General features: G+C 70.0%; 21 protein-coding genes. 8 read left to right on the top strand and 13 right to left on the bottom strand.

All coding sequences use genetic code 11. From position 1 onward, the window contains the following. Window positions 1-3: 3 nt before the first annotated feature. The 7 genes from AC0B9F_RS32625 to AC0B9F_RS32595 all read right to left on the bottom strand — a co-directional run bounded on the left by AC0B9F_RS32625 (window position 4) and on the right by AC0B9F_RS32595 (window position 12,796). Window positions 4-5,874: an SDR family NAD(P)-dependent oxidoreductase gene (locus AC0B9F_RS32625; RefSeq protein ID WP_472008643.1), complete on the bottom strand. Its 5,871-nt coding sequence runs from the start codon at window positions 5,872-5,874 to the stop codon at window positions 4-6. Then, the gene (locus tag AC0B9F_RS32620; protein WP_472008640.1) at window positions 5,871-7,001 is read right to left on the bottom strand and encodes an enediyne biosynthesis protein; all 1,131 of its coding nucleotides are present in this window, start codon (window positions 6,999-7,001) and stop codon (window positions 5,871-5,873) included. Before AC0B9F_RS32620 ends, AC0B9F_RS32625 begins: the two co-directional genes overlap by 4 nt. Before the next feature lie 2 nt (window positions 7,002-7,003). Further along, on the bottom strand, window positions 7,004-8,854 hold the full coding sequence (locus tag AC0B9F_RS32615; protein WP_472008743.1) for a CRTAC1 family protein: 1,851 nt from the start codon (window positions 8,852-8,854) through the stop codon (window positions 7,004-7,006). A gap of 56 nt (window positions 8,855-8,910) precedes the next feature. Continuing rightward, the gene (locus AC0B9F_RS32610; protein ID WP_472008637.1) at window positions 8,911-9,900 is read right to left on the bottom strand and encodes a DUF1702 family protein; all 990 of its coding nucleotides are present in this window, start codon (window positions 9,898-9,900) and stop codon (window positions 8,911-8,913) included. A gap of 90 nt (window positions 9,901-9,990) precedes the next feature. Beyond that, entirely contained in the window at window positions 9,991-10,968 is a 978-nt protein-coding gene (locus AC0B9F_RS32605) for a DUF1702 family protein (protein WP_472008635.1), read from the bottom strand. Between the two features lie 104 nt (window positions 10,969-11,072). Next, the gene (locus tag AC0B9F_RS32600) at window positions 11,073-11,516 is read right to left on the bottom strand and encodes a winged helix-turn-helix transcriptional regulator (RefSeq protein ID WP_472008634.1); all 444 of its coding nucleotides are present in this window, start codon (window positions 11,514-11,516) and stop codon (window positions 11,073-11,075) included. 74 nt (window positions 11,517-11,590) lie between these two features. Next, complete coding sequence (locus tag AC0B9F_RS32595; protein ID WP_472008632.1) at window positions 11,591-12,796, bottom strand: IS701 family transposase; 1,206 nt, start codon at window positions 12,794-12,796, stop codon at window positions 11,591-11,593. A gap of 403 nt (window positions 12,797-13,199) precedes the next feature. Between AC0B9F_RS32595 and AC0B9F_RS32590 the strand changes: the two genes are divergently transcribed. Then, window positions 13,200-13,883, top strand: coding sequence for a TetR family transcriptional regulator (locus AC0B9F_RS32590; protein WP_472008631.1), 684 nt, complete (start codon window positions 13,200-13,202; stop codon window positions 13,881-13,883). Here AC0B9F_RS32590 and AC0B9F_RS32585 read toward each other — a convergent pair. Beyond that, window positions 13,851-14,828, bottom strand: coding sequence for an NAD-dependent epimerase/dehydratase family protein (locus AC0B9F_RS32585; RefSeq protein WP_472008630.1), 978 nt, complete (start codon window positions 14,826-14,828; stop codon window positions 13,851-13,853). The genes AC0B9F_RS32590 and AC0B9F_RS32585 overlap by 33 nt on opposite strands. Next, window positions 14,825-15,451, bottom strand: coding sequence for a ScbR family autoregulator-binding transcription factor (locus AC0B9F_RS32580; RefSeq protein WP_472008628.1), 627 nt, complete (start codon window positions 15,449-15,451; stop codon window positions 14,825-14,827). The genes AC0B9F_RS32585 and AC0B9F_RS32580 overlap by 4 nt, the downstream gene beginning before the upstream one ends. Window positions 15,452-15,599: 148 nt before the next feature. Between AC0B9F_RS32580 and AC0B9F_RS32575 the strand changes: the two genes are divergently transcribed. Beyond that, window positions 15,600-16,514 (top strand): ScbA/BarX family gamma-butyrolactone biosynthesis protein, encoded by a 915-nt coding sequence (locus AC0B9F_RS32575; RefSeq protein WP_472008626.1) that lies wholly within the window; start codon window positions 15,600-15,602, stop codon window positions 16,512-16,514. A 652-nt stretch (window positions 16,515-17,166) separates the two neighbouring features. Here the strand turns inward: AC0B9F_RS32575 and AC0B9F_RS32570 are convergent. The 3 genes from AC0B9F_RS32570 to AC0B9F_RS32560 all read right to left on the bottom strand — a co-directional run bounded on the left by AC0B9F_RS32570 (window position 17,167) and on the right by AC0B9F_RS32560 (window position 19,256). Next, window positions 17,167-17,484 (bottom strand): hypothetical protein, encoded by a 318-nt coding sequence (locus tag AC0B9F_RS32570; protein WP_472008625.1) that lies wholly within the window; start codon window positions 17,482-17,484, stop codon window positions 17,167-17,169. A 138-nt stretch (window positions 17,485-17,622) separates the two neighbouring features. Continuing rightward, window positions 17,623-18,018: a hypothetical protein gene (locus tag AC0B9F_RS32565; protein WP_472008623.1), complete on the bottom strand. Its 396-nt coding sequence runs from the start codon at window positions 18,016-18,018 to the stop codon at window positions 17,623-17,625. 416 nt (window positions 18,019-18,434) lie between these two features. Continuing rightward, entirely contained in the window at window positions 18,435-19,256 is an 822-nt protein-coding gene (locus AC0B9F_RS32560; RefSeq protein WP_472008621.1) for a DUF6008 family protein, read from the bottom strand. A gap of 119 nt (window positions 19,257-19,375) precedes the next feature. Between AC0B9F_RS32560 and AC0B9F_RS32555 the strand changes: the two genes are divergently transcribed. The 6 genes from AC0B9F_RS32555 to AC0B9F_RS32530 all read left to right on the top strand — a co-directional run bounded on the left by AC0B9F_RS32555 (window position 19,376) and on the right by AC0B9F_RS32530 (window position 25,102). Continuing rightward, on the top strand, window positions 19,376-20,035 hold the full coding sequence (locus AC0B9F_RS32555) for a MerR family transcriptional regulator (RefSeq protein ID WP_472008619.1): 660 nt from the start codon (window positions 19,376-19,378) through the stop codon (window positions 20,033-20,035). Between the two features lie 31 nt (window positions 20,036-20,066). After that, window positions 20,067-20,717 (top strand): HAD family hydrolase, encoded by a 651-nt coding sequence (locus AC0B9F_RS32550; protein ID WP_472008618.1) that lies wholly within the window; start codon window positions 20,067-20,069, stop codon window positions 20,715-20,717. 292 nt (window positions 20,718-21,009) lie between these two features. Beyond that, a complete protein-coding gene (locus AC0B9F_RS32545; RefSeq protein WP_472008616.1) occupies window positions 21,010-21,585 on the top strand; it encodes a TetR/AcrR family transcriptional regulator in 576 nt (191 codons plus the stop codon). A gap of 329 nt (window positions 21,586-21,914) precedes the next feature. Further along, entirely contained in the window at window positions 21,915-22,517 is a 603-nt protein-coding gene (locus tag AC0B9F_RS32540; protein WP_472008614.1) for a hypothetical protein, read from the top strand. Between the two features lie 174 nt (window positions 22,518-22,691). Continuing rightward, the gene (locus AC0B9F_RS32535; protein ID WP_472008612.1) at window positions 22,692-23,957 is read left to right on the top strand and encodes a ParA family protein; all 1,266 of its coding nucleotides are present in this window, start codon (window positions 22,692-22,694) and stop codon (window positions 23,955-23,957) included. Beyond that, window positions 23,954-25,102 carry a ParB/RepB/Spo0J family partition protein gene (locus AC0B9F_RS32530; protein WP_472008611.1) on the top strand — a complete coding sequence of 383 codons (1,149 nt, stop codon included), beginning with the start codon at window positions 23,954-23,956 and terminating at the stop codon, window positions 25,100-25,102. The genes AC0B9F_RS32535 and AC0B9F_RS32530 overlap by 4 nt, the downstream gene beginning before the upstream one ends. Here AC0B9F_RS32530 and AC0B9F_RS32525 read toward each other — a convergent pair. Further along, window positions 25,009-25,740 carry a TipAS antibiotic-recognition domain-containing protein gene (locus AC0B9F_RS32525; protein ID WP_472008609.1) on the bottom strand — a complete coding sequence of 244 codons (732 nt, stop codon included), beginning with the start codon at window positions 25,738-25,740 and terminating at the stop codon, window positions 25,009-25,011. The two genes, AC0B9F_RS32530 and AC0B9F_RS32525, sit on opposite strands and share 94 nt — an antisense overlap. Window positions 25,741-25,755 lie beyond the last annotated feature (15 nt).

Genomic DNA, 25,755 nt, shown 5'->3' with positions numbered 1-25,755 from the left:
GGCTCAGGCCCTCCCTTCGGTGAGGTGCGTGTCGTGCGTGAGGAACGCGAAGACGGCCGGCTCCAGGGCGTCGCGCAGCGCGGTGACGAAGGTTGCGATGCGCAGGTCGCCGGCGGCGAAGACCACCCAGGCGTCCTTGCGGCGCGGAAGCACCGTCAGCGGGGCGCCGGCCATGATGCCGGCCTTGCGCAGGCATTCCACGGCGCCCCACACGCGCGTGGCCGCGGTGTCGGGTGCCTCGCCCGTCTCCTGGGCGACCAGCGCGGCGACGGCCGCGTGCTCCCCGAGCAGGCCGTGCCATTCGTCGGCCGAGCGCATGCTGACCGCTTCGATGTCGCAGGCCACTTCTGTGTCGGCGACGACGCTCAGGGTGACCCCCAGGCCGTGCGCCGCCGACATCGACATGTGCCGTTGCGGCTCCAGTTCCGGCCGGCCGTCCGGGCGGTGGCGGACCGCGACGGGGCTGCCCATGGCCCGGGCCGCGGCGTCCGCGGTGAAGCTGCGGCGCTGGGCGACGGAGCCGGCCTGGGTGTCCCCGTGTGGCTCGACGGCGACGGCGACGCGGCTGCCGACCACGTCCTCCAGCGAGCGCTCCAGGTACGGGCCGAGCAGCGGGGCGACCCACGGTCCGGAGCCGTCGGTCTTGCGCACGGCGTGCAGGGTCAGGCCGTCCCAGCGTTCGACGACGGTGCCGTGCTCGTCGCGCACCGCGATGTCGTACACATAGGTGTCGCCGTCCCGGCTGCGTTCGACGGCCGTGTACCGCAGCCGGTCGGGCACGTGGTCGCCGGCGCCGAGCGCGTGGATGCGCTCCACGCCGGACGGCAGCAGGGTGGCGTCCGGGACGCAGACCTGGTTGCCGTGCATGAGCGCGTCACGCATGCCGGGGTCGGCGAGCAGCAGCTCACCGGGCAGGAAGCCGGCGAACCAGCCCTCGGGCCGCTGCTGCACGGTGACTTCGGCGTCCACGTGCCGGGCGGCGGCGCGGTGGAAGCGGCGCAGCCGCTGGAAGCGCGCGCCCTGGAACAGGACGCTGCCGTACAGGTCGGCGGCCGGGTCCAGGGGCACGAGGGGGGTGTCCTCGGGCACCTGCAGCGGCGGGCCGTCCGGCGCTGCGGCCTGGCCGAAGAGCAGACGGGCGCGGAAGTGCTCGGCGACGAACCCGGTGTCCTCGGCGTGAATGGCGACGTCGACGGCGTCGGTGGCGGTGACGGTCGCCGCGATCCGGATCCGGGTGCTGCCGGTGGGCGGCACGACGATGGGCCGCAGGAACTTCGCGCCCTCGATGACCGGGGCGCCGGTGTGTCCGGTCACGGCGGAGGCGACCTGGGTCATGGCCTCCATGCCGATGACGGCGGGCAGCAGCAGGTTGCCGTCGAGCAGGTGGTCGGACAGGTAGGGGTCGGTGCCGGCGTTCAGCTCGATCTCGGTGACCAGCTCGACGCCGTGGTAGCGCACCAGCGGGTTGCCGGTGAAGCGCAGCATCGGCAGTGCGGGCAGGTCACGGCGGACGGTGTCGATGCCCTCGGTACGGCCGCTGATGACCGTGACGACGGGTGCGTCCGGGTCCTCGATCAGGCGCAGCAGGATGTCGACGCCCTGGTCCGGGGAGACCGGGGTGATGCCCTCCCGGGAGAGGGACTCGACGACGGAGAGCTTTTCGCCCATGCCGACGCCGGACCACACCGACCATTCCATGCAGCGGGCGCGCAGGTCCGGGTGGGTGCGGGCGACCTCTTCGGTGAGGTCGGCCAGCCACTCGTTGGCGGTGGCGTAGTGGCCCTCGCCGCGCAGGCCGGCCCGGCCGATGATGCTGCCGAAGGTGACGAGCAGCTTCAGGCCGCCGGCGCCGACGGCGTCCAGGACGGTGCGCAGTCCGTCGACCTTGGGGGCAAAGGTCTGTTCGAAGTCCTGCGGGGTGAGCCGGGCCAGCGCGTTGGGCTCGTTGCGGCCGGCGCCGTGCAGCAGGCCGGTGATCGTGCCCAGCTCACCGGTCAGTTCGGCGACGGCCGCCGCGACCTGCTCGCGGGAGGTGACGTCGGCGCGGGCGTAGTGCACGCGGACTCCGTCGGCGCGCATCCGCTCCAGGTTGTCGGCGAGTTCGCGGTCCTGGGCGGGATCAGAACGGCCGAGGACGGCCAGCGCGGCTCCGGTGCGCTGGGCCACGGCCAGCGCGCACTCGGCGGAGATGCCCTTGCCACCGCCTGTGACGAGCAGAACGTCGGAGGCGTCCAGGGGGGCCACGGTGCGCTTCGGCGCCACGGGCAGGGCTCGCAGCGTCGGCACGCGGCGCACCCCGGCGTCGTCGAAGTGGACCTCGGTGAACCGGGTGGTCGCCGCGACCTCGCCCACGACCCGCTCCAGTACGTCCGGCGACGCCGGGGTGTGGACGACGGTGGTGCGCAGGTGCGGGGCCTCCAGGTACAGGGTCTTGGCCAGGCCGGCGGCGCCGCGGCCGTCCTGGACGAGGACGAAGCGCCGCGCGCGGTCACCGGCGAGCGCGCTGTGCGCGGCGGCCAGCACGCGCTCCACCTCGCGGCGTGGGCAGTCCTTGGCCAGTACGGCGAGAACGCCGGCGCCGACGCCGGATCCCTCCAGTTTGCGGCGCAGCTGTTCGGCGTACGGGTGGCTGTCGGTGGTGAACAGTTCCCAGTCGCCGTCGGTGCCGTCGGCGGTGGCGTGCGGCCGGGCCACCTCGTCGAGGTCCACGGCGAAGGGCCGGGCCCAGGCGGCCGCGCCCGCGACGACGGGGGCGGCGGGCTCCGCGGCGCCGCCGGTGCTGACCAGGGTGTCCAGTGCCTCGGCCAGTTCGGCCAGGGTGGCGGTGGCGAAGTTGGTCGGCACCTGCGCGGCGGCGATCCCGAGGCGGGAGGCTGCATGGTTGACGATCTGGCCCACGGTGATGGAGCTCATGTGGAGGTCGTCCAGCAGCCGGCTTGCGGGGTCGACCAGTTCGGCGGGCAGTTCGGCGCGTTCCGCGACGAGGGCGCGCAGCACGTCCAGCGCGTCGGCGCCCTCCTCTGCCCTCTCCTCGGCGACGGACGTGTCGTCGGCTGCCGGGGCGGCCGCGGGGGCCGGCGCCGTCCGCTCCCCCCGCGGGGCCTGCGCCGCCGGGGCAGCGGCCCGCGGGCGGCGTCCGGCCGGCGCGTCCTCGCGGGGCGCCTGCTCGCAGGGGCTCGCGAAGAAGGAGAACTCCTGTCCGATCTCCAGCGGCCGGATGAGCCGGTCCTCGAAGAGCCGTTCCAGGGCGACGGGCGCTCCGGCGACGAAGGCGGCGCCGGTGACGCCCAGCAGGCTGCGCAGCGACTCGTCGTCGGTGTTGAGGGCGACGGCGGGGACGCCGGTGGTGGCCTGGGCGAGGCCGGTGAGCACCCGTCCGGGTCCGACCTCGATGAACAGGTCGACGTTGCGGGCGGCCTCGCTGACCGCCTGGGTGAAGCGGACGGGACCGGTGATCTGCTCGGTGAGCAGCGCGGGCAGGTCCGTCTCCGGGGTCAGGGCCTCACCGGTGACGGTGGAGACGATCCGGCCGGCCGGGGTGTCCAGGCGGGCGCCGGCCAGCCAGGTGCCGAAGGCCGCGGCGGAGTCGGCGACGAGCGGCGAGTGGAAGGCGTGCGAGACGTTGAGGCGGGTGCAGGCGACATCGGCCCGTTCGGCGCGGCGGTGCACCTCCTCGATGTCCGCCGGCGAACCGGCGATCACCGTCTGCTCGGGGCCGTTGTATCCGGAGACGACGGCGTCGAGGCCCTTGAGGAGTTCCGCGGCCCGCTCGGGGTTCGCGCCGAGCGAGGCCATCGCGCCGGCGGCGCCGTGCTGGGCCATGGCCTTGCCCCGCACCCGCGCCGCCTCGAGGAGGGTGTCCTCGTCGAGGACCTGCGCCCAGTGCAGGGCGGACAGCTCGCCCAGGCTGTGTCCGACGGCGACCGACGCCTCCAGGCGCAGCGCGTCCAGGACGCGCAGGCCCGCCGCGGAGCCGGTGGCGATGCGCGGCTGTGCCACGTCGGTGGCGACCATGTCGCCGGTGGTGGGCAGCGCGGCCCGGGTGAAGACCTCGGCGGCCTCGGGGAAGCGGCGGCTCAGCGCTCCTCCGTCGGCGCCGTGGCCGGATCCCTGGCCCGGGAAGAGGAAGCCGATCCGCGCGCGTCCGGTGGCCCGGCCGAGGAAGCCGCGGCCGTCGGCGGCGGTGTACGCCGTCTCGCCTGCTTCCAGCAGGTCGGCCAGGTGGGTCAGGCGGCGTTCGGCGTCTTCCGGGGAGGAGACGACGACGGCCGCGCGGTGCGGCAGGCCGCGCAGTTCGCGCTGGAGGGTGGCGGCGAGGTCGGCGACCTGGCCGTAGGAGACCTGGCCGGCGAAGGCCGCGACCTCGGTGAGCCGGGCGCGCAGCGCCTTCGGGGACTCGCCGTCCAGGACGAGGAGTTCGCAGTCCTGCGGGGCGTGCGCGAGGGCGCCGGAGCGCCGGCTGCGGGCCGTGCGCCGTCGGCCGGTGGGCTCGTCGAGGACGATGTGGGTGTTGATGCCGCCGAAGCCCATGGCGGTGACGCCGGCCCGGCGGGGCGCGTCCTCGGGCCATGCCTCGGCCTTGCGCAGGGCCTTGAGGTTGGCCTTGTCGTCGGTGAGCAGTTCGTGCGGGTCGACGGTGCCGATGGCCGGGGGGAGGGTCTGGTGGTTGACGGCCATGGCGGCCTTGATCAGTCCGGCGACGCCGGCGGCGGCCTTGGTGTGGCCGATCATGCCCTTGATGGAGGTGATGGCGGCGGGAGGGGCGTCGGGGTCGGCTTCGCGGCGCGCGCCCATGAGGGCGGTCAGTTCGGTGGCGTCGCCGACGGCGGTGCCGGTGCCGTGGCCTTCGAAGAGCCGGACCGTCTCGATGCCGAATCCGGCGCGCTCGTAGGCGCGCTTGAGGGCGAGCTGGTATCCGCTGACCTCGGGGCGGGTGATGCCGCCCTGGCCGTCGGAGGACACACCCCAGCCCGCGACGGTCGCGTAGATGCGGTGGCCGGCGGCGAGAGCGTCCTCCTCCCGCATCAGCACGATCATGCCGCAGCCCTCGCCCGGCCAGAAGCCGTTGGAGCCGCGGTCGTACAGCCGCATCTCGCCCTTGGCCAGTGCTCCGGTCTTGGCGAAGCCGATGATCTCGAAGGGGTCGATCGACAGGTCCACGCCGCCGGCGACGGCGACGTCGATGTCGCCGTCGGCCAGCGCGGTGCCCGCGGTGGTGACCGCCAGCAGCGAGGAGGAGCAGGCGCCGTCGACGGTGTATCCGCCGCCGTTGAGGTCGAAGTGGTTGCAGATCCGGCCGGCGATGGTGTTGGCGAGTCCGCCGGCGAGGGTGTCCTCGTCGATGGCGGGGAAGGGTTCCTTGTAGGCGGCCTCGACGTCGTCGAGGAAGCGCGCGATGCGGTCCTCGTCCCAGTCCTGTTCACCCTTGAGGGCTGCGGCCATGACCCGCCGTACGTACGGCCAGCGCAGCCGCATGACGTTGGCGCGGGAGAACTCACCGGTGAGGGTGTTGCCGACGATGACGCCGGTGCGTGCGCGGGGCAGGCCTTCGCCGGCCGGGAACCCGGCGTCGGCGAGGGCGCGCCCGGCGGTGTCCAGGGCGAGCCAGTGGGTCAGGTCGGTCGAGCGGAAGGTGCTGCCCGCGATGCGGTGGGCGATCCGGTCGAACTCGTAGCCCTCGATGACCGCGGCGTTGCGGGCGTAGAAGGCGTCGGGGGTGGTGGGGTCCGCGTCCCAGTAGTCGTCCAGGTTCATCCGGACGTCGGGCAGGCGGCGGAACGCGCGTCGCCCGGCGACGGCGTTGTCCCACAGTTCCTTCGGGTCGGTTGCGTCGGGATAGCGGCAGGCCATGCCGACGATGGCGATTCTGGTCATGCGACCACCGGTGTCTTCAGGGTCTCGGCCTCGGCGTTCGCCGGGGTGGGGCAGGTGCAGGCGTCCTTGGGGCAGGCGCACGCGGCGGCGTCGGCGCCGGCCGGGGCGGGGCAGGTGCAGGCGCCCTCGGGGCAGGCGCATGCGGCGGTGCCGGCGGCCGCCTGGGCGGTGTCCTTGTGGGCGGCGTCGGCCTGTTCGACGGACCGGGTGACGGCGGCGAGGGCGAGGGCCTCTTCGGCCCGCTTGCGCGCCACGATGTCGGCGGTCCACAGGAAGGCGCCGCGGATGGCGCAGGTGAGCGCGGTGGCGAAGAACAGGCCGTAGGCGATGCCCAGCGCGGTCACGACGCCGTAGAGGGTGGCGACGCCGGCGCCGAAGGCGATCTGGCCCCACTTCGAGGAGGGCGTCGTACCCGGGTCGGTGATCATGTAGTTCGTGAAGAGCACGAACGCCACGCCGGTCATCATGGCGAGGGCCGCGGGGATGGAGGTGTCGAAGAGCAGGCCGCGCACGACCGCCTGGAGGGCGAAGCCGCCGATCCAGGCGAGGATGAGCCACATCCGCTCGGTGAGCTTGGCGTTCAGCATGGTGCCGAGGGAGAGGATGATGGCGGGCACGAGCCAGTCGAAGCCGCCGTCGAGGTATTCGGTGAACTGGTAGGGCGGCGCGATCGACGCCCAGGGGAAGAGCACCAGGATGACGGCGATGCCGAAGTTCGAGGGGTTCATGAAGTGCCGCATGCGGCCCTTGACCGGGGCGCGCAGCACCCATTTGGTGCCGACGGCGACGACGACGCCGAACATCATGACCCACACGATGTCGTTGACGTACGACAGCATGTTCACCGCGAGACCGGTGATGTGGGCCGGGTAGAGGAACTCCATGACTCCGCGCGGGCCGTTGCCGCGGAAGCGTGCGGTGCGGCCCTCGGCGCGGGCGCCCAGGATCTCCAGGCCGATCTCGAGCGAGTAGGCGGTCGCCAGGGCGATCAGCGGCCAGGTCCAGGGCTGTTCGAAGCCCAGCACGGTGTAGCCGAAGATGTTCAGGACGGAGATGGAGATCGCGAACCGGCGCAGGGCCGTGATGACCTTCGGGTTGTGGCGTGGTGCGTTGGTCTGGGGGGACATGGTCACTTCTCCTTGGCCAGGTCGCCGAGTTCGATGGTGTGCCGTCCCGGCTTCAGGGTCAGCTCCTGCTCGTGGACGTCACCGTTGCGGTCGCGCCAGGTGATCTGGGTGGGCAGCGGGCCCGTGATCCCCTTGCCGAGGCCGATGTGGATGTCGGTGCTGCGCTTGCCGGAGTGGCCGCCGCCGCCGTCGATGCGGTCGATCCGCTTGGTGCCGTCGGGCAGCTGGACGCAGACCTCCGCGCCGACGACGGGGGCGCCGTCGGGGTGGGTCAGGGTCAGTCCCAGGGAGGCGCCGGGGTGGGGGCTGACGTTGTGGAGGAAGACCGGATCACCCCACTGTCGGGCCACCGCCAGGTCCAGGCGGCCGTCGCCGTCGACGTCGGCGGTGGCGAGGCCGCGGGTGGGGGTCGGCTCGCCGATGCCGAGGGCTTCGGAGAGGTTGACGTACTTGCCGGTCGAGGGGTCCTTGACGTAGAAGCGCATGCGCTGGCTGCCGGCCAGGTCGTCGCCGTGGCGGACGTTGGGCCACCACTGCGGGTTGGGCACGAGCGCGTCGTTGGCGGTGGCGAGCTCCTGCAGCTGCGGCCAGCGGTTGGTCTTGCCCTTGACGAAGCCGTTGGCCTGGGTGATCTCCAGGTCGCCGTTGTTGTCGAAGTCGCCCATCTTCACGTCCCAGCCCCAGCCGGACCAGGCGAGGTTGAGGCCGGAGGACTTGTCCTTGAACGGCGCTTCGCCGTTCTGGAAGCTCTTGCGCAGGTCGGCCTTGCTCTTGGCCTGGTCGACGAAGGCGAAGTTCGACTCCTGGATACCGAACGACGTCGTGATGTTGCTGACGAACATGTCGTACAGGCCGTCGTGGTTCAGGTCGCCGAAGTCGACGCCCATGCCCTTGAACGAGCTGCGGCCCAGTTCCTTGGACTTGGGCACGGCGCCGCTGTGCACGGCCTTGACCTCGGCGAACTTGATCTTGCCCGGCTTGGACTTGTTGTAGAGCAGCGCGGAGGTGCCGAAGTCGTGGGCGAGGAACATCTCCGGCAGGTGGTCGCCGTCCAGGTCGGCGGCGGAGGCGCCGAGCGTCCAGCCGTGGTTGAGGCCCTGCGGGATGGCGTCGTCGACCTTCTCGTAGCCGTTCTTCGTCCAGCGGAAGAAGTGGCCGCCGCCGCCGTTGGTGGCGTGCGACAGCGAGGCGTTCATGGTGACGTCGCCGTCCTTGGTCGGGTCCAGGACGGGGCTGTCGGGGAAGTAGTTGCCGATGAAGATGTCGTCGTGCCCGTCACCGTCGAAGTCGGCGACGGCGGCGGCGTTGGAGTTCCACAGCGGGCCGGTGTACGTCGTGCCGGACTTGCCGGGCAGCAGCTCGGTGGGCCGGAAGGAGTGGGCGGTCAGCGGCTGCCCCTTGTGGCCCTGGTTCAGGAAGATGACCGGCGTGCGGCCCCAGTAGTAGACGAGGAGGTCGGTCTTGCCGTCCTCGTTGTAGTCGCCGGGCACACAGCCCATCGGGGCCATCGTCGTGCTGGTGCCCAGCGGCGCCGGGTTCAGCGCGAACGGCGCGTACCCGTTGTTGCGCGTCGGCGCCGGGGTGACGAAGGCCTGATCGATGCGCGGGTCGACGACGCAGAGGTCGTTGGGCAGGCCGTCCCCGTCCAGGTCGTTCACGGCGATACCGGCACCGACCGAGGATATCCAGGCCTCGATGTGCTTGTACGCCTTGTTGACCTGTCGGACCTCCTGCTTCTTGAATCCGGCGGGCTCGGCGATGGACATCGGCTCGAACGAGAAGTTCTTTGCCAGGTTGTCGATTTCGGCGGCCGAGGACTCAGGCAGCCGGACGCCGTAGAAAGTGCCGACCATGAGGGCCAGGGCGACGATTCCCGGCGAATTTCTGCGAATCCAGTTCTTTGCGACCGTCACTGGTCAGCACCTTTCGAAACGAGCGACGAGGAAGCGAGTTGCGCGGCGATGTCGTGGCGCCAGGCCTCGTAGGCCGGGAACGGTCCGGGGGTCTTCGGCGACCGGGGCCGGGTGTCGCGGCACACCTGCGCGGCGCCGTCGGCCGTCGTGCCGCATACGACGCGGGCCGCGAGGTGGGTGTGGTCGATGACCGTGCCGGCCTTGACGCGTGCCTCGGTGGCGAACGCGGATCCCTGGGCGAGCGCCCAGCGGTGCTCGCCGGCGCCCTCGACGAAGTGGGCGAGCTCGTCCTCGCTGACGCCCCCGGCGTAGGCGCAGGCGAGTCCGGCGCCGGCGTACAGGTCGGCGTGGCGGCGCTCGGGGTAGGCGCGGATCAGGTCGGTGACGACGTCGGGGTCGGTGCCGCCGACGAACCACAGGGCGCGGCCGATGCCCTGGTCGATGGCGTTGGCCGTGTAGTGGTTGTGGCCGCCGCGCCAGCGGAAGGGGTGCTGCCCGTTCGGGGTGCGCACGTACGCGTCGGTCTTGAAGTAGGCCTGGTGGAAGCCGTAACCGTCCAGGGCCAGCCAGCGCAGCAGCGGGTCGGTGGAGCGGATGTCGGGCCACAGCGGCTTGGGCAGGCGGGCCATCGCCCAGCCGATGCCGACGTAGATCATGTAGTCGTGGTGGCGGCCCTGGCCGGCCAGCAGTCCCTGGAGGCGGCCGCCGTGTCCGGGCAGTGAGTCGTACACCGCCGCGCCCATGCCGGCGCCTTCGTAGGCGAAGCCGCGCATGTCCCGCGGGACGCTCTCCAGCAGTTCCTCGGCTTCGGCGGGTGAGCCCGCTTCCACCGCGTAGGCGTACCCCTTCAGGAACACCTCACCGATGTACTCGAGGCGTTGCTTTGCTTCCGCGTTCTTCACGTGAAATCCGCGTACCTCCATGGTCGTCTCGGAGACCGGAGGTGTGAGCATTCGACGCCTGAACGCACCAAAGAAATTGGACACCGCAGTGAACCGCCCCTCTCGAATCCCTGAAATCCGCCAGCGAATCGAATGTAGTCAGGGGGCTCGGAGGGGCGTCTACTCCAGATGTGCTCAAACAACGGCTGTGTTCAATTGCCGGCGCACGTTGCGGCGCCAGACCTCGTAGGCGGGCCCGATGCCGTCCTGTGGTGCGGCGGCGGCGCAGTCGTCGGCGAGGCGCGCGACGGCCTCGACCGTGCGCCCGGTGAAGGCGTGGACGGCGGCACTGCTGTGTTCCGGGACGTGGCCGGCGTGGTCGCGGGCTTTGGCCGCGAACACCGCGCCTTGTGCGAGGTGGTCGGCGAGGTCGCCCGCCTCTGTGTGCAGTGTGTTCAGGTCGGCCGCCGTGGTGCCGCCGGCGAAGGTGGCGGCGAGGCCGACGCCGCTCCACAGGTCCGCCCGGCGGTCACCGGCGAACGCCCGTACGGCCGCGGACACGTTGCGCACGTGGCCGCCGTGGATGAACCACAGTGCGCGGCCGATGCCCTGGTCGAAGGCGCGATGCCAGTAGGAGGGGGTGCCGTCCCAGGCGTAGGGGGCGTCGAGGCGCTGTCCTTCCACCCAGGTGCGGGTGTCGAAGTAGGCGCGGTCGAAGCCGTAGCCGTCGACGCACAGCCAGCTCATCGCCGGGTAGAGCTCGGGCTCGTCGAACTTCGGCACGAGCTTCTTCCACAGCGGCCTGGGCAGCTTGGCCATGGCGAAGCCGATGCCGATGTAGTTGAGGAAGATGTGGGGCCTGCCGCCGCCGCGCAGCAGATCGGCGGTGCGGTGGCCGCTGAGGCCCATCGCGTCGCGGATCGCGCAGGCCATGGTGGCGCCCTCGTAGGCGAAACCACGGTTGAGCGGGTCGAGAAGCGCCAGACGGCGCTCGGTGGTGGCGGTGTCCCGGTCCTCGATGCCCCATTCGAAGCCGGTCACCACCGCCTGTGGTACGGCTTCCAGCTGTCGTGTGCGTTCGGTGGGTTCGACGCGGAACCCTCGTCGCGCGAAGCCGACTTCGTCCAGGGACGGAGCCATGACAAGCCTGCGCAGCGCTCCCAGTGCCGGCACGGACGCCTCCTCGTAAGCGCCGCGCTCCCTTACCGGCGGCGGGGCTGCCATGGTCATCGACCCGGCTCCAGGCAGGCATCTTCGTCCGTGCGCTGTGCGCCGGGTCAGCGGATGGGGCGGACGTTCACCTCTTCGTCGTGCACGGCGCGCCCGCAGTGTGAGCAGTGCAGCTCGACCTCGACGGTGCCCTGGCAGCCGCGGTGGTCGGCTCGCCGCGGCGGGCCGAGCTCCTGCGGCAGGTTGCGGTCCCCCCACTGCATCAGGGCGACGACCGCCCGGGTCAGGTCCCGGCCTGCCGGGGTGAGCCGGTATTCGTGGCGTACGGGCTTGTCCTGGTAGGGCACCCGTTCCATGATGCCGTGCTCCACCAGCCGGTTCAGCCGGGAGGAGAGCACGTTGCGTGCCATGTCCAGGTGGGACAGGAACCCGTCGAAGCGCGTGGTGCCGAGGAGCGCGGAGCGGATGATCAGCAGGGTCCAGCGTTCCCCGATCACCTCCAGGGAGCGGGCGAGACTGCAGTCCTGTCCCTCGTACGTGTGTCTCAGCATGCGATCACTCTAGGCACGGGTGGGTTGTGTGAAGGTACTGGACTTGGCGAACTGTCAGGGTTTTTGCGGGGAGTTCAGGCCGCCATCCGCATGCGCTGTCCGCCGTCGGTGGGAGGCTGGCCGAGGCGGCTGTAGGCGTAGGCGGCGGACACCAGCGTCATGTGGTGGTGCCAGCCGGGGTAGGAGCGCCCCTCGAAGTCGAGCAGACCGCAGTCGTCCGACATCGCGCGCACGGACCTCTCCGCCTGGGCGAGTGTGCTCGTCAGTGCCAGTACCGACTCCATGCGGGTGTGGGTGAGACTGGTCAGCCACAGGTGGAAGGGGCGGCGTCCGGCCTCGGGACGGACGGCGAACAGGCGGTAGGTGCGGTCGATGCGCTCGCCGCCCTGGCCTGTCCTGGGCAGTCGTACGAAGGCGGACATGACGGTGATGTGCCGGCCGCGTCCGTTCCAGGGGGCCACGCTCTCCATCCGGGTGAGGGTGCCGGCGTCGAACTCGAAAAGGCTGCGGGCCGCGAGCACCAGGCCCTGGCCGTCCTCGCCGTTCGGGCTCTGCATCCGCAGGCGTCGGCCCACGGCGACCTGCAGACGGTCCGGGACGGCGATCAGGAAGTCGCGCCCGCGCAGGGCCAGTCCCTGGATCAGGGAGGTGGCGTGGGTTCCGCCGGCGGCTTCCACGTCGGCGACGACCGGCAAAGCTGCGGTACGGCTGTTGCCGGCGAGCGTGTCCACGAGGTCGAGGGCATGCTGCTCCACGGAGCGGGGGCCCACCTCGGCCGGGATCCGCGTCCGTGTGCGGCGTTCCTGGTCCTTCACCCAGGAGCCGGGGAGTAGCAGGCGCCAGTCGACCGGCATGGCCCGGTCGTAGGAGGACAGGAACATACCGATGCCCACCTGGCAGGTGACCGAGCGGCCGCTGGAGGCCAGGAAGCGGCGGTGCACTCCGCAGGAGTGTTCCCCGCGCTTGCGCAGCATCGCCGGGCTGACCACGCAGGCGCGCGGGACGAGACGCGGCTCCACCCACCGGGTGAGTTCGGCTCGGACCGGCATCCAGTCCCAGGGGCTGGCGCTGACGAACTGGTGCAGTGACTGCGCGGCGGCGGGTGATCCGGCGACTGCCGCGGCCAGTCGCCGGACCGACTTCTTGCCCTCCGTGACGAGCAGGCCCTCCACGTAGGTCTGCGCCCAGCGTCGTTGGTCGCTGCGCGGCAGGCACTCGAAGACGCTCTCCGCGAAGACGGGGAGTGAGGCCTGTGGAGCCTTCAAAGCGTGCGTGACCATGGCAATTTCCCTCCCTGACATCGGCCGGCGACTGCTGGCCACGCTAAAATAATAGCGAACGCCCTCTTTTTTTCGCGACTAAGGAGAGTCCCCGGATGCACTTCGCCAAGTCGGCCCCCGCCGCGTCGTACGACACGGATGCCGCTCTCGCACCGCTGCGGCATCCCAGCCTTCGGTACGGCGTGTGCGGCAGCGGCTCTGACCTGCACAGCCGTCAACTCCGCAGGCGTGACCGCCTCCTCACGCGTCTTGGGCAACTACGGGTTGCCCGAAGTCGGCGCATGGCGCAAAGGTGGTGGTCTGAGGCGATCTTCGGCTCGGGCACGGACAGCACAGCGGCGCGCTGCTCGCGGAGCATGCCCGCGCGTATCCCGGCGGCCGGCAGCCCTCTTCAGGAGACGGAATGGTGAAGCAGGAGAGGGCCTTGCGAACGCGTGAGGCCCTGGTCAAGGCGGCGGCGTCGGAGTTCGACCGGGCCGGCTACGACGGTACGTCACTGTCGCGCGTCAGCAAGTCGGTCGGCGTGTCCATAGGTGCCGTCACCTTTCATTTCGCGTCCAAGAGTGAACTGGCGGACGCGGTTCAGCAGGTGGGACGGTCGGTGACCCGGGCTGCGGTGGACGGCGTCCTGGCCGAGTACCGTTCCGCTCTTCGCGCGGTGGTCGATCTGACGTTGACTTTGGCCTGGTTGATGGAGCGGGAGCCTTCCGTCCGCGCCGCGATCCGGCTCAGCCGCGAGCTGCCGCACGCCGTGCCGTGGTCGGAGGTCTGGCTGCCGGCGGTGCGCGAACTCCTGGATGAGGCGCATGAAACCGGTCAACTTCGTGCGGCTGCTCTGCCCGCGGACGTCACGATGCTGGTGGAGTACCTGACCAGCGGGGCGGAGGCCTACCTGCGCGGGGGTGTGGGCTCGGACGCGGCGTTCGAGAGCGCGGTGGCTCAGCTCAAGCGGCTCTGGCAGCTGGCCATCGCGGGCGTCGCGGTCGACGCCCGGGCGAACGCGCCTGGCGATCCTGTGCGCGTGACCCCGGTGGAGTCGGCCGGCCTCGGCACGTCAGCCGTCGTGCTCGGGTCCGAGCGCGAGTAGCGATCGGTACCATGATGCGGCCTGCGGCAGCCGGGTCAGCGGACCCGGGCCGGGGTCGCATCGCGCCGCACGCCAGATCGCGCGGCTGTCGTACCAGTGATCGCGCGCTATCAGCGCGAACTGGCGCTCGCTCAGCTTGCATGCGGACTGCTGCAGCCGGGCCCGGCACTCGTCCCAGGCGAGATCGGCCGAGACCGCCGGCAGGCCGAGGTGCCGGGACAGGGCCGCCAGCAGGTCGCGTGTGACGACGGGTTCGGGGTGGCTGGCGTGCCAGACGCGGGGTCCGGGCAGGGGGGACACCGTGGCGATGTGCGTGACGAGGCGCGAGAGGTCGTCCACGGCGACCATGGAGACGCGTGCGCGGCCGCCGTCCCACAAGGCCGGTACGGCCCTGAGGAGTTCAGCGACGGCGGGCACGACCCACCGGTCTCCTTGTCCCAGAACGAGGCCGGGACGCAGCACGCAGGCCCCGGCTGCCAGTGCGTGCTTCTCACCGGCCAGCCGGGTGCGGCTCGGGACGGACAGTGGGGCGGGGACGACTTCGTCCACGCCCGTGCCGCTGTGCGGCCCCGGCCCGTAGACGGCCGCTGTCGACAGATGCACGATCTGCCCGACCCCGGAGCGTGCCGCCTCACCCATCAGCGCGGCGGACCCATGGACGTTGACGGCCCTACTGTGCCCTTCGTCGGAGCTCTGCGAGGCCGCGAGGTGGAGCAGCACGTCCGCCCCTTCGCAGACTCCCCGCAGACTGCCGGGCTCCGCGAGGTCGGCAGGCGTCCATTCGTCGACCAGCGCGGCGGTGCCGGCGGGCAGTCGTCTGCCGACCACACGGACGAAAAGGCCCGCGGGCCCGCCGGCGTCGTCCCGTAATCGGGCCAGCCTGCGCAGCACCGCCGATCCGATGAAGCCGGTGGCCCCGGTCAGGACGATGCGCTTGGGTCTCATGCGGCGAGCCTCGTGGCGTCCGCGGGCAGGCTCACCCGGGCCCGGCCCTGGGCAGTTGCGATGGCCGGGAGGAGGTAGCGCCACAACGAGGCCAGCCGTCCGGGAAGGTCGGCGTACCCGCTGGAGATGTTGGAGAAGATCTGCGTTCCGGTGTAGGCGCCCACCAGCACGTTGGCGAATTCCCGTTCGTCGACGTCGGGAAGCAGCTCCCCCTGCTCGCGCGCGGCACGCAGGTGGACGTACACCTGTTCGACCCACTCCTGATAGGCCGTGTCGTCGCGCTGCCCGAACTCGCCCTGTTCGACGGCGAGTCGTACGCTCGCCCGGAACAGCACGTTGTTGACCAACTGGTGCGCGGTGAAGAAGGTGAGGTCAACAAGACATTGGAGGCCGTAATCCCCGGACGGGGGCGCGACGAACTCCTGCTGGTGGGTCAGGACAGCCAGGGCCAGCTCCCGCTTCGACTTGAAGTGGAAGTACATTCCGCCCTGCGTGACGTTGGCGCGATTCATGATCTTGCTGATGCTCGCGCCGCTGTACCCGTACTCGTCGAAGACCTCGGCGGCCGCAGTCATGATCGCTTCTCGCGTTCGTACTGCCCTCTCTTGCTTTGGCTCGGCCATGTTGCCCCGACTCTCTCGACAAAAAAAACGAACACCCTTATTTTACATGTCGGCCCCCCTAGATCGGTAGAGAGGGGCCTCCGCATACGAGCGCAGGGGGAGAGGCATGCTCACGACCACGGAACGACCCGACGCGGTAAGACAGCCCGTGCTGACCACCACCGTTGCACGGGAGTACGTGCACCGCGCGGCAGTGTCGGAAGTGTTCCTGACCGGCTGGAGCAAGGGGGGGCCCGACAGCTTCACGGTTACCGCGCAGTGGCCGCGCAGCCACAGCTTCTACAGCTCCGAGCACGGCCTGTACGACCCGCTTCTGCTGAGTGAGACGGTGCGGCAGTGCGGTCTGCTGCTCATGCATGTCGGCTACCACATGCCGTTCGGCCACCAGATCAGCTGGTCGCGCCTGCAGTACGCGCTCAACCCGCAGGCGCTGCGCATCGAACCGACGCCCGCAGAGGTCGAGTTGCACGTGACCTGCTCGGACATCAAGTACCAGGGCAAAGTGCCGCGCACCATGGTCATGCACCTCGAGGCCGTTCGCGCAGGTTCCCTGCTGGCCATGGCCAGCATCCGGTTCAACAGCCACTCCCCCGCGGTCTACCAGCGTCTGCGGGCGGGCCGAAACGTCGAGGAGATCTTCGCGGCCGTTCCGGGACCACTCGAGCCGGTCTCGCGGGCCGCCGTCGGCCGCCTGCGCCAGCAGGACATCGTCCTGTCGCCGACCGAGCAGAGCAGCTGCTGGCAACTGCGCGTCGACACCAGCCATCCCGTGCTGTTCGACCACCCCGTGGACCACGTGCCGGGCATGCTCCTGCTGGAAGCCGTCCGGCAGGCCGGCCATGCGATGGACCCCGCACAGGCCGGCGCGGTACTGCCCGTGTCGCTGGATGTCTCGTTCAACCGCTACGTCGAGTTCGACGAGCCCTGCTGGATCGAGGCCGAGCAGATACCGACCACGTCCACTGCATCCGGCATGCGCCGCGGGATGCGCGTGAATGCCAGACAGAAAGGTTCCTTCGCCTTCACCGCGACAGCAGAGCTGGCGGACGCCGCCTCGGTCTGAGGCCCGGGGCCACCGCTTCCGCAGGTACGCCACGCTCACATTTGGGGGAATGATGTAGAGCGAGAACGGCGACTCGTGCCCTGCCAGGGGACTGTCGCTGACCGTCCCCCAGCGTGCCGACGCTGGGGTCCGCGGTCTTCTCTCACCGCCCGTCGAGCTGCCAACTCGGCGGGCGAAGGCCCGTTTCTGGGTGCCAGCCCAGAAACGCGCGATGCCAGGTTCTGCCCGAACCCTTCAGCCGCCGAACGACGGCTTCCGCATGCCTCTGCACAGAGACCTCTCCATGATGAACCAGAGTTCCGTCATTCACCAGCCCTCCGAGCAACTTTGCTTGGCGGGAGGCTATTTCCATGCCACCGACTCCCCCAGGGACTGCCCGGCTGCCTCCCCGCACTCCGGCGCCGTCTCCCTGCCTCGTGGACGGGTGAAGGTGCCGATGCGGCTCGTCGAATCGCCTCACTACTCCGACGCAGCTCTCAGCGTCTACATCAAGGTCAAGGCCCTCGGCCTGCGTCAGGAAGGCTGCACAGCAGGCGTGGCCACCCTCGCCCGATACCTCGGTCTCTCGGCCTCGACGGTCCAGCGAAGCCTGGCGCAGCTCCGGGCCCCGGCACCCGACGGTGTCATCGAACTCCCCTCCAGCACTCGCCGGTCACTGCCGGGCGGCCGGGGTACCACCGCCCGCCGCCGGGTACGCCCGCTGCAACGCACTGAGCGGTTCATCTGGCTGCCCGTGGCCGCGAGCGAACACCTCCGGCCGCGCGCATTGCGCGCGTACGCCGTCATCGCCTACGCCGTCGTGCAGAAGATCCCCCTGACCGAGGGCATCCTCGCAGGCTTCCTGCGTCACCATTCCGGCCCCCGGGCCGGCGAAGCGATCACCATCGACGCGGCGGGCCGCATCGTCGACGAACTGGCGGCCTCGGGCTGGATCGGTGTGGTTCGCCGGGCCGGGTTCCAAGGGCGCCACCGGTTCACCGTCAACGCCCAACCGGCCTTGGCCTCCGCCTTACTTGACGACTCATCGGGTTCCGGCGCTGATGAGCGTTCCCTCGCGTATGAGGAAGACCTGAGGACTGACCGACCTGAGAACGACGCTGCGCCTGTCTCATCCGCCGTAGGCGAGGTAACGGTGGATGAACCCGTCGAAGCTCCGCTCGAGAACCGGTCTGCCTCGCGGGAACCAGGTGTGCTCGCGCTGCGCGCGGATGACGAACCCCGCCCCTCCCCCATCCGAAAGAAGCCGTACCGCGGACCACTGCTGACGTTCAGCGGCCGGCTGCACGCCGTATTGGAGCCCGTCCGCTTCCTGCTCGGTGAGGTCAACACCTACGTTCAGCGTCGGATCGGCCAGGAGATCGCCCGGCAGCTCGCCGACGGCACGCCCGTGGCACGCCTGCGGGACAGACTCACCCAACGCCTCGCGCAGACCGTCCTCGCCGATGTCCGCGACGTGGGCCGTTGGCTGTTGGGTGTCGCACTCCCCCGCTGGGGTTGCGCGCATCCGGACTGCGAAACGGGCGTCCTGTGGTCCACCGGCGCGCGTTGCCCTGTCTGCCGGGAGGTGGTGGCGGAGCGTGCGGCGGCTCGTCGCAGCGGCGTCCCTCGCCCGCGCCGGGGGGCGGCCGAGGGCAACGGCAGACCGAACAGCTCCGACTCCGCCGCCCCAGAACCGGCCCCCGCGCGCCGTATGAGCATCTGCTGCCCCGGGTGCGAACGCCCGCACCGTCCGGGGCACTTCGGGCTCTGCCGCGACTGCCGCCCCGGCCCGGTTCCCACCGAGCCGGGGGACGGGAGCCGCTGCCCGGGAAGGAGCGGCGCCTGCGGCCGCCCCACCCCGCACGGTCTGTGCTGGCGCTGCCGCGCCTTGCCCGACATGGGGGGCACCACCCCCTCGGAGGCCGGCGCGGACGGGGACTGTCAGAAACGCCCGGCCGGGATGGGCTCAGGCACCAGGTCCTGCTCGGATCCGGCGTCCTCCGCGGGGGAAGCCGGCGCAGTTCCACTCGCTTCGCCCGCCCCGGCCACAGGGGGCTCGTACCCGGCCTTGACCGCGCGCCGTTCCTTCCAGAGGTGGTAGACCGCGATGGCCATGATGGCCGTGCCGATCAGGTTGGCGACGAAGTGCCACCACACGCGATACGTCACGAGCGCCGGGCCTGGCTCGATCAGCCCGAACCACGTGGACAGCCCGATGGCGCGGCTGGCGCCGAGCGCGACGGACAGGGTCAGCACCACGTGCTCCAGACCGTGGATGGTCTGCATCCACACGCCCATCTTCGCCCACTTGCGGGACTTGAGCGCTCCTGCGGCCCGTCGGGTGATCTGCGCGATGCCGACGAGCCCTGCCAGGAAGATGAAGTTGCCGACCAGGTGGAGGATCTCCATGCCGAGCATGGGCTTGCTGGGGTCGACCTGGCCCATGCCGCGGGACAGACCGTTCGCCCAGGGAGTCATCCACGCCGGGGAGTACGGATGCGCCACCCAGTACCCGACTTGGGCCACATGTTCCTGGAAGTGCCCGATCTGCCCGACCACTCCGAGCCCGATCAGGGCCATCGCGGTCTTGTACAGCCAGGGGCGCACCTGCCCCCGGTTGCCGAAGGCAAGCACCACAACGGCTGCCCACATCGCGACGGCCCAGCCGATGAAGAAGACGGCGCCCAGGGTGTCCAGGGACGACACTGTGCTGCCCATGCCGCCCATTCCGCTCATGCCGTGTACTCCGTGCCCGTGGTCCATGAGCTCTCCTGCAGGTTCCGACTCCGGTCAAGGTCTGTGCGTGCTTCCCGTCACGCTAGGGATCCCGGCCGGGTGGCAACCACTTCCCACATGCTGACTTCCCACAGAAGGGACCGCGCATGAAACTTGCGCAACTCAGTGAATCAAGCGGCGTGTCCACCGCCACGATCAAGTACTACCTGCGCGAGGGCCTGCTCAAGCCGGGTGAGCGTGTCCACACGAACCAGATGCGCTACGGCGAGCACCACCTGCACCGGCTACGGCTCATCCGCGCGCTGATCCACGTCGGCGGCCTGTCCGTCGAGGTGGTCAAGGACGTGCTGACAGCCCTGGACACCTCCGATCTCACGCCCGGCGAACTGGTACGCACCGGCCTCGTGCCCCCGGCCGGCTACGGGACGCCCTCGGAACAAGAGGCCGATCACGAGGCCGCCTTGTCGGAGATCGTCGCCCTGGCCCGCCGGTGGGGCTGGCGCGTCTCCCTCGACACTCCGGCGGTCGTCACAGCGGCTGGGGCGCTCGGTGCCCTGCGCGGGCTGGGCCAAGGCGGCACCGCCGAGCACATCGATGCCTATGCGCGAGCCGCCGAGGCCTCGACCGCAGCCGATCTCAGGGCCGCCTGCGACACCACGAGCCAGGCCAACGAGGCCCTGGTCGTGACCACCGTGCTGGGCGACGTACTCCTCGCCGGCCTGCGACGCCTGGCGCAGGCACACCTTCTGCACGATCAAGCTGCCCCCAAGAGCACCGCGCTCTCAAACTTCGCACTCCACCAGTGATCCACCGACCATCCGCAGGAGGAACCGCGACATGAAACTGGCACTCTTCGGGCTCGACGGCACCCTCGTCCAGCGCGGGCTCGTCCGCAAGGCCCTGACGGCGCTCAGCCGCGACCACGATTACGGTCCTGACATCGAGGGGTGGCTGCTGACAGAGCTGTCCGACCAAGCGGAGCGAAACGACTTCGACCGGCTGCGCACGACCTTCCCCGTCACCGAGGACGCCGAATATCTGTGGCGCACGTTCCTCGCACGCACTGCAGCCCAGCTGCGCCCCTCACCGACAGTCCTACACGCTCTGGTACAGCTGAAGGCCGCCGGCTGGAGAACCGGGATCGTCACGAACGGTCCCTCCGATCTCCAGCGCACCAAACTTCAGGCCGCGGGAGTGACCGACCTCGTCGACGGCATCGCCGTCTCCGGCGACATCGACGTCCGCGCCCCCGATCCACGGCTGTTCGAACTCGCCGCCGCACGGTGCGGTACCCAACTCGGCCCCGGCGGCTGGATGATCGGAGCAGACCCGGAAACCGACCTGACCGGCGGCCACAAGGCTGGGTTGCGGACCATATGGATACGCGACGAAGCGTCGTGCGGCGACGTCCCCCTCCCCCACCACGACCACGCTGCCGCCGACGTCGCTCAGGCCGCCGACCACATCCTGAGCCGGCGCATCCCGTAGCCGACCCGCGCCCCTGGGGACGCACGCCCCGCCCCCGATGTGCCCCAGCCGGTACTCGTCTGCTCCTACCGAACTTGTCAGTGCGGCGCTGACGGGCTTCTTTCTGCGTGCTCACTTGGCCGGCCGGGCAGGCCCTCCTCCGCAGCACGAACATGCCCGGTCACGCCCGTGTCCGGGCATGTGCCGCCTGGCCCAGGCACCGCGTGAACGGCGCCGGCGACGGACCGAAGGGGAAGCGGGAGGGCTGGGAAGCCCTTGACGCTGTGAGGAGCAGGCTCACTAACTGTTCGCTATGGCCAGGATGAGTGCAGAAGAGCGGCGCGAGAGCGTCATCCGTGCGGCGACCGCCGCATTCGCGCGAGGCGGATACCACGGCACGTCGACGGCAGCGATCGCCAAACGGGTCGGCGTTTCCCAGCCGTACCTCTTCCGGTTGTTCCCCGGCAAGCGCGGCATCTTCCTGGCGGTGGCGGAACGTTGCGTGGACGACACCCTGACCACGTTCGAGGAGGCTTCAAAAGGCTTGCACGGCGTCGAGGCCCTGCAGGCGATGACGGATGCCTATGTCAAGGTCATCGCCGAGCAGCCCGAGCGGCTGATGATGCAGATGCAGTTGTATCTCGCCGTGGCAGCCGCCGAAGCCGAAGGTGACCACGAATTCGGTGAGGCCGTGCGCGCAGGATGGATGCGTCTGTGGGACACGGTCCACCTGGCGCTGGGCGCCGACATCGATGAGACAACCACGTTCATGGCCCACGGCATGCTGATCAACTGCCTGGTGGCCATGGGGTTCCCCGAAGACCACCGCGTGTGGCAAGGACGCCCGGCGACCTGGAACGAGAGAGGGGAATCGAACCGCGCCGGGTAGTCCTCGGCCGGCAAGGATGTGCCGCCCGGTCGTTCGGAATTCGGGCCCGGCACCGACGGGGGATACGGTGCCGGGCCCGGATTGAGAGTAACCCGCGTTCCGTGACTGTGCACAGGGTTCGACGACCCGCCTGAACATGCCGACTGAACATCATCGGCTGAGCGACGCCATCAGTCATCGCTGGGTCGCTCAGCCGGCCCGCAAAGAGCCGAGCGGCGCCCACCGCGGCATGGTGTCGCCGGGGCTCAAGTGAGTCCCGCGGCGCACTGCGCGGCAACGGAAAGTAGCCCTGCCGACGGGGCGGGATCGCGCCTGGCAGGGTGTCCGTCATGAACTCTGAGCCCGCGCACCCTCATCCGGTGCGCCACCGCGACCACGGCCAGTGGCTCGTCCAGTTCACCGGCCGGGTGCTCGTTGTCTGCCCGAGGTGCGGTGGCCGCGCGCTCGTCGTACCTCTGCCGGGCGTCGCGGAACCGAAGTACTTCAGCGCCCTGCTCTTTCAGCCCCGCCGGCTCGCCTGTGACGGATGCGGTGCGGTCGACAACTGGACGGCCGAGATGCGGGGCGCCGGTTTGGTCGGCGCGGTACCCGGCGGCACCGAGGACCCCTTCTTCCGGCGGCCGCTCTGGCTTCAGACCCGCTGCGCGGGGCGGATTCTGTGGGCCTACAACACAGACCACATCGACGCCCTCGATGCCTACGTGGGCGCCCGCCTGCGTGAGCGTTACGCCTCCCCGACGAGGGCGATGTTCCCCCGACTGCCGAGTTGGATGAAGTCCTTCAAGCGTCGTGACGACGTACTGGCCGGCCTGGCAACCCTCCGGGCCCTTGCCCAGCTCAAGACCCCCGCGGACCGCTCCGACGCAGCCCACGAACGAGGCGACCGCCCGCGTCACCACGGCAGCATGCTGTTCCGCGGTGGTCCGTACTAGACGTCTCTTTTGGGCGCGTCTGCGGCAATCACCCTTCTCACCCCGTCCCGGAGTGTCAGGACGTGCCAGGTGATTACGACGTAATCACCTGGCACTCGAGCCAACGGGTCATCAGAGTTTGTTAACTAACGCGTCGATGAGACGGATGATCACGAACGTTAGTATGGTGTCCCCATGAGTTCGCCAGCCTCCTCCAACGACCGCGAGAAGGTCGTCTCCAAACTGCCGGGATGGCTCCGGCAGAACCTCAAAGTCAGAGCCGCCCAACGCGGCGTCGAAATCCAGACCGCAGTGGAGCAGGGCATCAGGGACTGGTGCAGCCTGGCCTCCTCCGTGGCCGCCATCGACACCGTCGGCTCCGATTCCTTCTCTACTTTCCTGCCTGTTGGGCAGTGGGACGAGTTCCGTCGGATCGCAGCCGACCGAGGCGTCTCGCTCATTCAGGGACTGGCTCAGTCCGTCCAGCTGTGGCTCGACGCCAACCCTGCCCCGGAAGTCGAACGGCCTGAGATCACCCGCCGCATCATCGTCTGCAACCAGAAGGGCGGTGTCGGCAAGACGGCGATCACCGCGGGGCTCGGCGAGGCGCTGGCCGAGTCCCCCGACGCCCTGCACCCCGTGCGCGTGGCAAGGGCACTGACCAAGGCCTTGAGGGACAGCGAAACGCCGGCAGCACAAGCGTCCTCGGCTGAGGACCCGCTCGAGGTCGAGAACCTGCCCGGTCCGGGTCTGAAGGTGCTACTGATCGACTTCGACCCGCAGTGCCATCTCACCAACCAACTGGGAGCCGCACCGCTGCCGATGCACGGCGACAGCCTTACCAACCACATGGCGGGCGACCCCAAGGGCGACCTTCGCGACCTCATCGTCTCCGTCGACGAGGACAACTTCGGAGGCAGGCTGCACCTTCTGCCTGCCTGCAACGACGCGTTCCTGCTCGACGTTCGCCTCTCCGCGGTGCGCGCCCGGGAGGCGGCTCTCGAGCGGGCTCTCGCCCCGCTGGAGGGTGATTACGACGTAATCATTGTCGACTGCCCGCCCAGCCTGGGCCTCAGCATGGACGCCGCCGCCTACTACGGCCGGCGTCGCGACGGTGAGAAGCCCGGCCAATCCGGTGCCCTGATCGTCGTCCAGGCCGAGGACAGCTCCGCAGACGCCTACGAACTGCTCACCACACAGATCGACGACCTCCGCAGCGACCTGCAGGTCGACATCGACTACCTCGGCATCGTCGTCAACCTCTACGACTCCCGCCGCGGCTACATCGCCACCTCCTCACTCCAGGGGTGGGTCGACATAAAGGATCCACGGGTTGTCGGACTCATCAGCGACCTCAAGGAACAGAAGGAAGCGGTACGGGTGAAAAGGCCCCTGCTGTCCTACGCGCCCAAGTCGCAGCAGGCCGTCGCCATGCGAGCCCTCGCCAGGGAGGTCCTGTGAGCAAGGCCGACCAGCTGGGCGCCGGCCGCTTCGGCGGGGCAGTACGCACGGTCAGCGCACGCCGCCAGGCGGTGGCCGCTGCCACTGGAGTCCCCACCGAAGGCGTCGCAGCCCCCACAGAACTCCCCGTCCACCGCATCAGCCTCAACCCCGACAATCCCCGCTCCACCCTCGGCGACCTGACAGACCTCGCCGGCAGCCTGAAGACCCATGGGCAGAAGCAGGCCATCACGGTGATGAACCGGGACGCCTACGTCAAAGCCAATCCCCGTCAGGAAGACGCACTCGAGCCGGACACCACCCACGTCGTGGTCGACGGCAGCAGTCGCCTCGCCGCCGCTCGTGAAGCCGGACTGGCCACGATCAAGGTGATGGTCAGCGACGACCAAGGGGCCACCTCCGAGGAACTCCTCGAGTCCGCCCTCGTCGCCAACATCCACCGGCAAGATCTCGACGAGATCGACGAAGCCCGCGCCCTTCAACGGCTGCTGGCCATTCACGGCAGTCAGCGAGCCCTGGCCAAGCGCCTTCACCGCTCGCAGGGCTGGGTGTCGCAGCGCCTGGCCCTGCTCCATCTGACTCCCGCACTGCAGGCGCGCATCGGTGAGGAACCCATCGACCTTCTGCGCGCGGTCGGCAACAAACCGGCCGACCAGCAAGAAGCAGCACTGAAGGAGCTGAAGAAGGAGCGCGCCAGGAAGGAGGAGAACAGGACCCGCCCGGTCGAGGCTCAGCAGGAAAACACCGCGCAGGGCCGGGCAGAGGGCACGGAAGCTGGTCCCGCTGGTGATTACGGCGTAATCACCCAGTCCCCCGGCGGTGGCATCGCGCACGACAGTGTCGCGTCAGACCCACCTCTTGTCGGTGATTACGCCGTAATCACCGACAGGGGGAACACGGAACCTTCCCCGGCACCGAAGAGGACAGCCACCGCAACAGGGCCGGCCACACCGTCGGTGCCCGTACAGCCCACCAGCAGCGAAGCAACGGCTGGGGCGGAAAGCCGGCAGTTGAAGAAGTTCCCCTACCACGACGGTGCGGACGCAGCACACTACCTGATCCATCGGATGCCGCCCGAAGAGTTCGACAAGATGCTGGGCCTGCTGATCAAGCACAAGAACACCCAGGCAGTCGGCACGGATTGAACCGGTGATACAGCAGGCAGCATGACCGTCGCCGCCTGCTCCGCGGAGCGGAGAGCAAGGGCCGGCCCTCTCAAAGGGTGCCGGCCCTTCTCGCTGAGATCACCGACGCCGCAGCCTCCCCCGTCCACCACGTGCGCCCACGAGTTGGCCAGGAACTGCTCCCACAGGGGGTCGGGCAGGCATGACGGCAGGATGGGCACGCTCGCTGGGGGGACGGGAAGCGGAAGACGTGTGACGCCGCCCCCCCCCCCCCCCCCCCCGAGGGGCCGGGGGCTGCAGGACCCCGGCGGGGTGAGCAGTCGGTTCAGCTCAGCTGGGCATCGGCGTAGGCGGACCATCGAATCGCGCTGGTACTCGGCCAGTCCGGCAGCGACTGTGGCGTAGGCCCAACGAAACTGCGGGCCGTCAACGTAGGCCTGCCCCAGCCCCTTGTACGCGGCAGCGTTCGGGGTCCGGAACCGCCAGACCCCCTGGTAGTGAGCATCCACCTCGGTCTGCACCGCCTGGCCGGATGCGGGCGCCTGCGCGGTCGCTAGGAACTCAAGGCCGACCACTTCCTGGCCTTCACACGGACCGCAGCCGCCCTGATCTGGTGGTGCCGGATGTGGCCCTGACCGGCGAGAACAGCAGAGTGACATGATCCCATCGCAGAT

This window comes from Streptomyces sp. NPDC097129, assembly GCF_055668065.1.
Note: the sequence above shows the minus strand (reverse complement) of the source record. Positions and strands in the feature narration are given on the sequence as shown.

Bases quoted from the DNA above. Each gene is read 5' to 3' on its own strand.
- AC0B9F_RS32595 (WP_472008632.1), bottom strand. From the start codon at position 12,796: ATGGTCACGCACGCTTTGAAGGCTCCACAGGCCTCACTCCCCGTCTTC.
- AC0B9F_RS32600 (WP_472008634.1), bottom strand. From the start codon at position 11,516: ATGCTGAGACACACGTACGAGGGACAGGACTGCAGTCTCGCCCGCTCC.
- AC0B9F_RS32540 (WP_472008614.1), top strand. From the start codon at position 21,915: ATGAACTCTGAGCCCGCGCACCCTCATCCGGTGCGCCACCGCGACCAC.
- AC0B9F_RS32580 (WP_472008628.1), bottom strand. From the start codon at position 15,451: ATGGCCGAGCCAAAGCAAGAGAGGGCAGTACGAACGCGAGAAGCGATC.
- AC0B9F_RS32560 (WP_472008621.1), bottom strand. From the start codon at position 19,256: ATGGACCACGGGCACGGAGTACACGGCATGAGCGGAATGGGCGGCATG.
- AC0B9F_RS32620 (WP_472008640.1), bottom strand. From the start codon at position 7,001: ATGTCCCCCCAGACCAACGCACCACGCCACAACCCGAAGGTCATCACG.
- AC0B9F_RS32590 (WP_472008631.1), top strand. From the start codon at position 13,200: ATGGTGAAGCAGGAGAGGGCCTTGCGAACGCGTGAGGCCCTGGTCAAG.
- AC0B9F_RS32585 (WP_472008630.1), bottom strand. From the start codon at position 14,828: ATGAGACCCAAGCGCATCGTCCTGACCGGGGCCACCGGCTTCATCGGA.
- AC0B9F_RS32565 (WP_472008623.1), bottom strand. From the start codon at position 18,018: ATGCGCGCAACCCCAGCGGGGGAGTGCGACACCCAACAGCCAACGGCC.
- AC0B9F_RS32525 (WP_472008609.1), bottom strand. From the start codon at position 25,740: ATGTCACTCTGCTGTTCTCGCCGGTCAGGGCCACATCCGGCACCACCA.
- AC0B9F_RS32550 (WP_472008618.1), top strand. From the start codon at position 20,067: ATGAAACTGGCACTCTTCGGGCTCGACGGCACCCTCGTCCAGCGCGGG.
- AC0B9F_RS32555 (WP_472008619.1), top strand. From the start codon at position 19,376: ATGAAACTTGCGCAACTCAGTGAATCAAGCGGCGTGTCCACCGCCACG.
- AC0B9F_RS32535 (WP_472008612.1), top strand. From the start codon at position 22,692: ATGAGTTCGCCAGCCTCCTCCAACGACCGCGAGAAGGTCGTCTCCAAA.
- AC0B9F_RS32625 (WP_472008643.1), bottom strand. From the start codon at position 5,874: ATGACCAGAATCGCCATCGTCGGCATGGCCTGCCGCTATCCCGACGCA.
- AC0B9F_RS32615 (WP_472008743.1), bottom strand. From the start codon at position 8,854: ATGGTCGGCACTTTCTACGGCGTCCGGCTGCCTGAGTCCTCGGCCGCC.
- AC0B9F_RS32545 (WP_472008616.1), top strand. From the start codon at position 21,010: ATGGCCAGGATGAGTGCAGAAGAGCGGCGCGAGAGCGTCATCCGTGCG.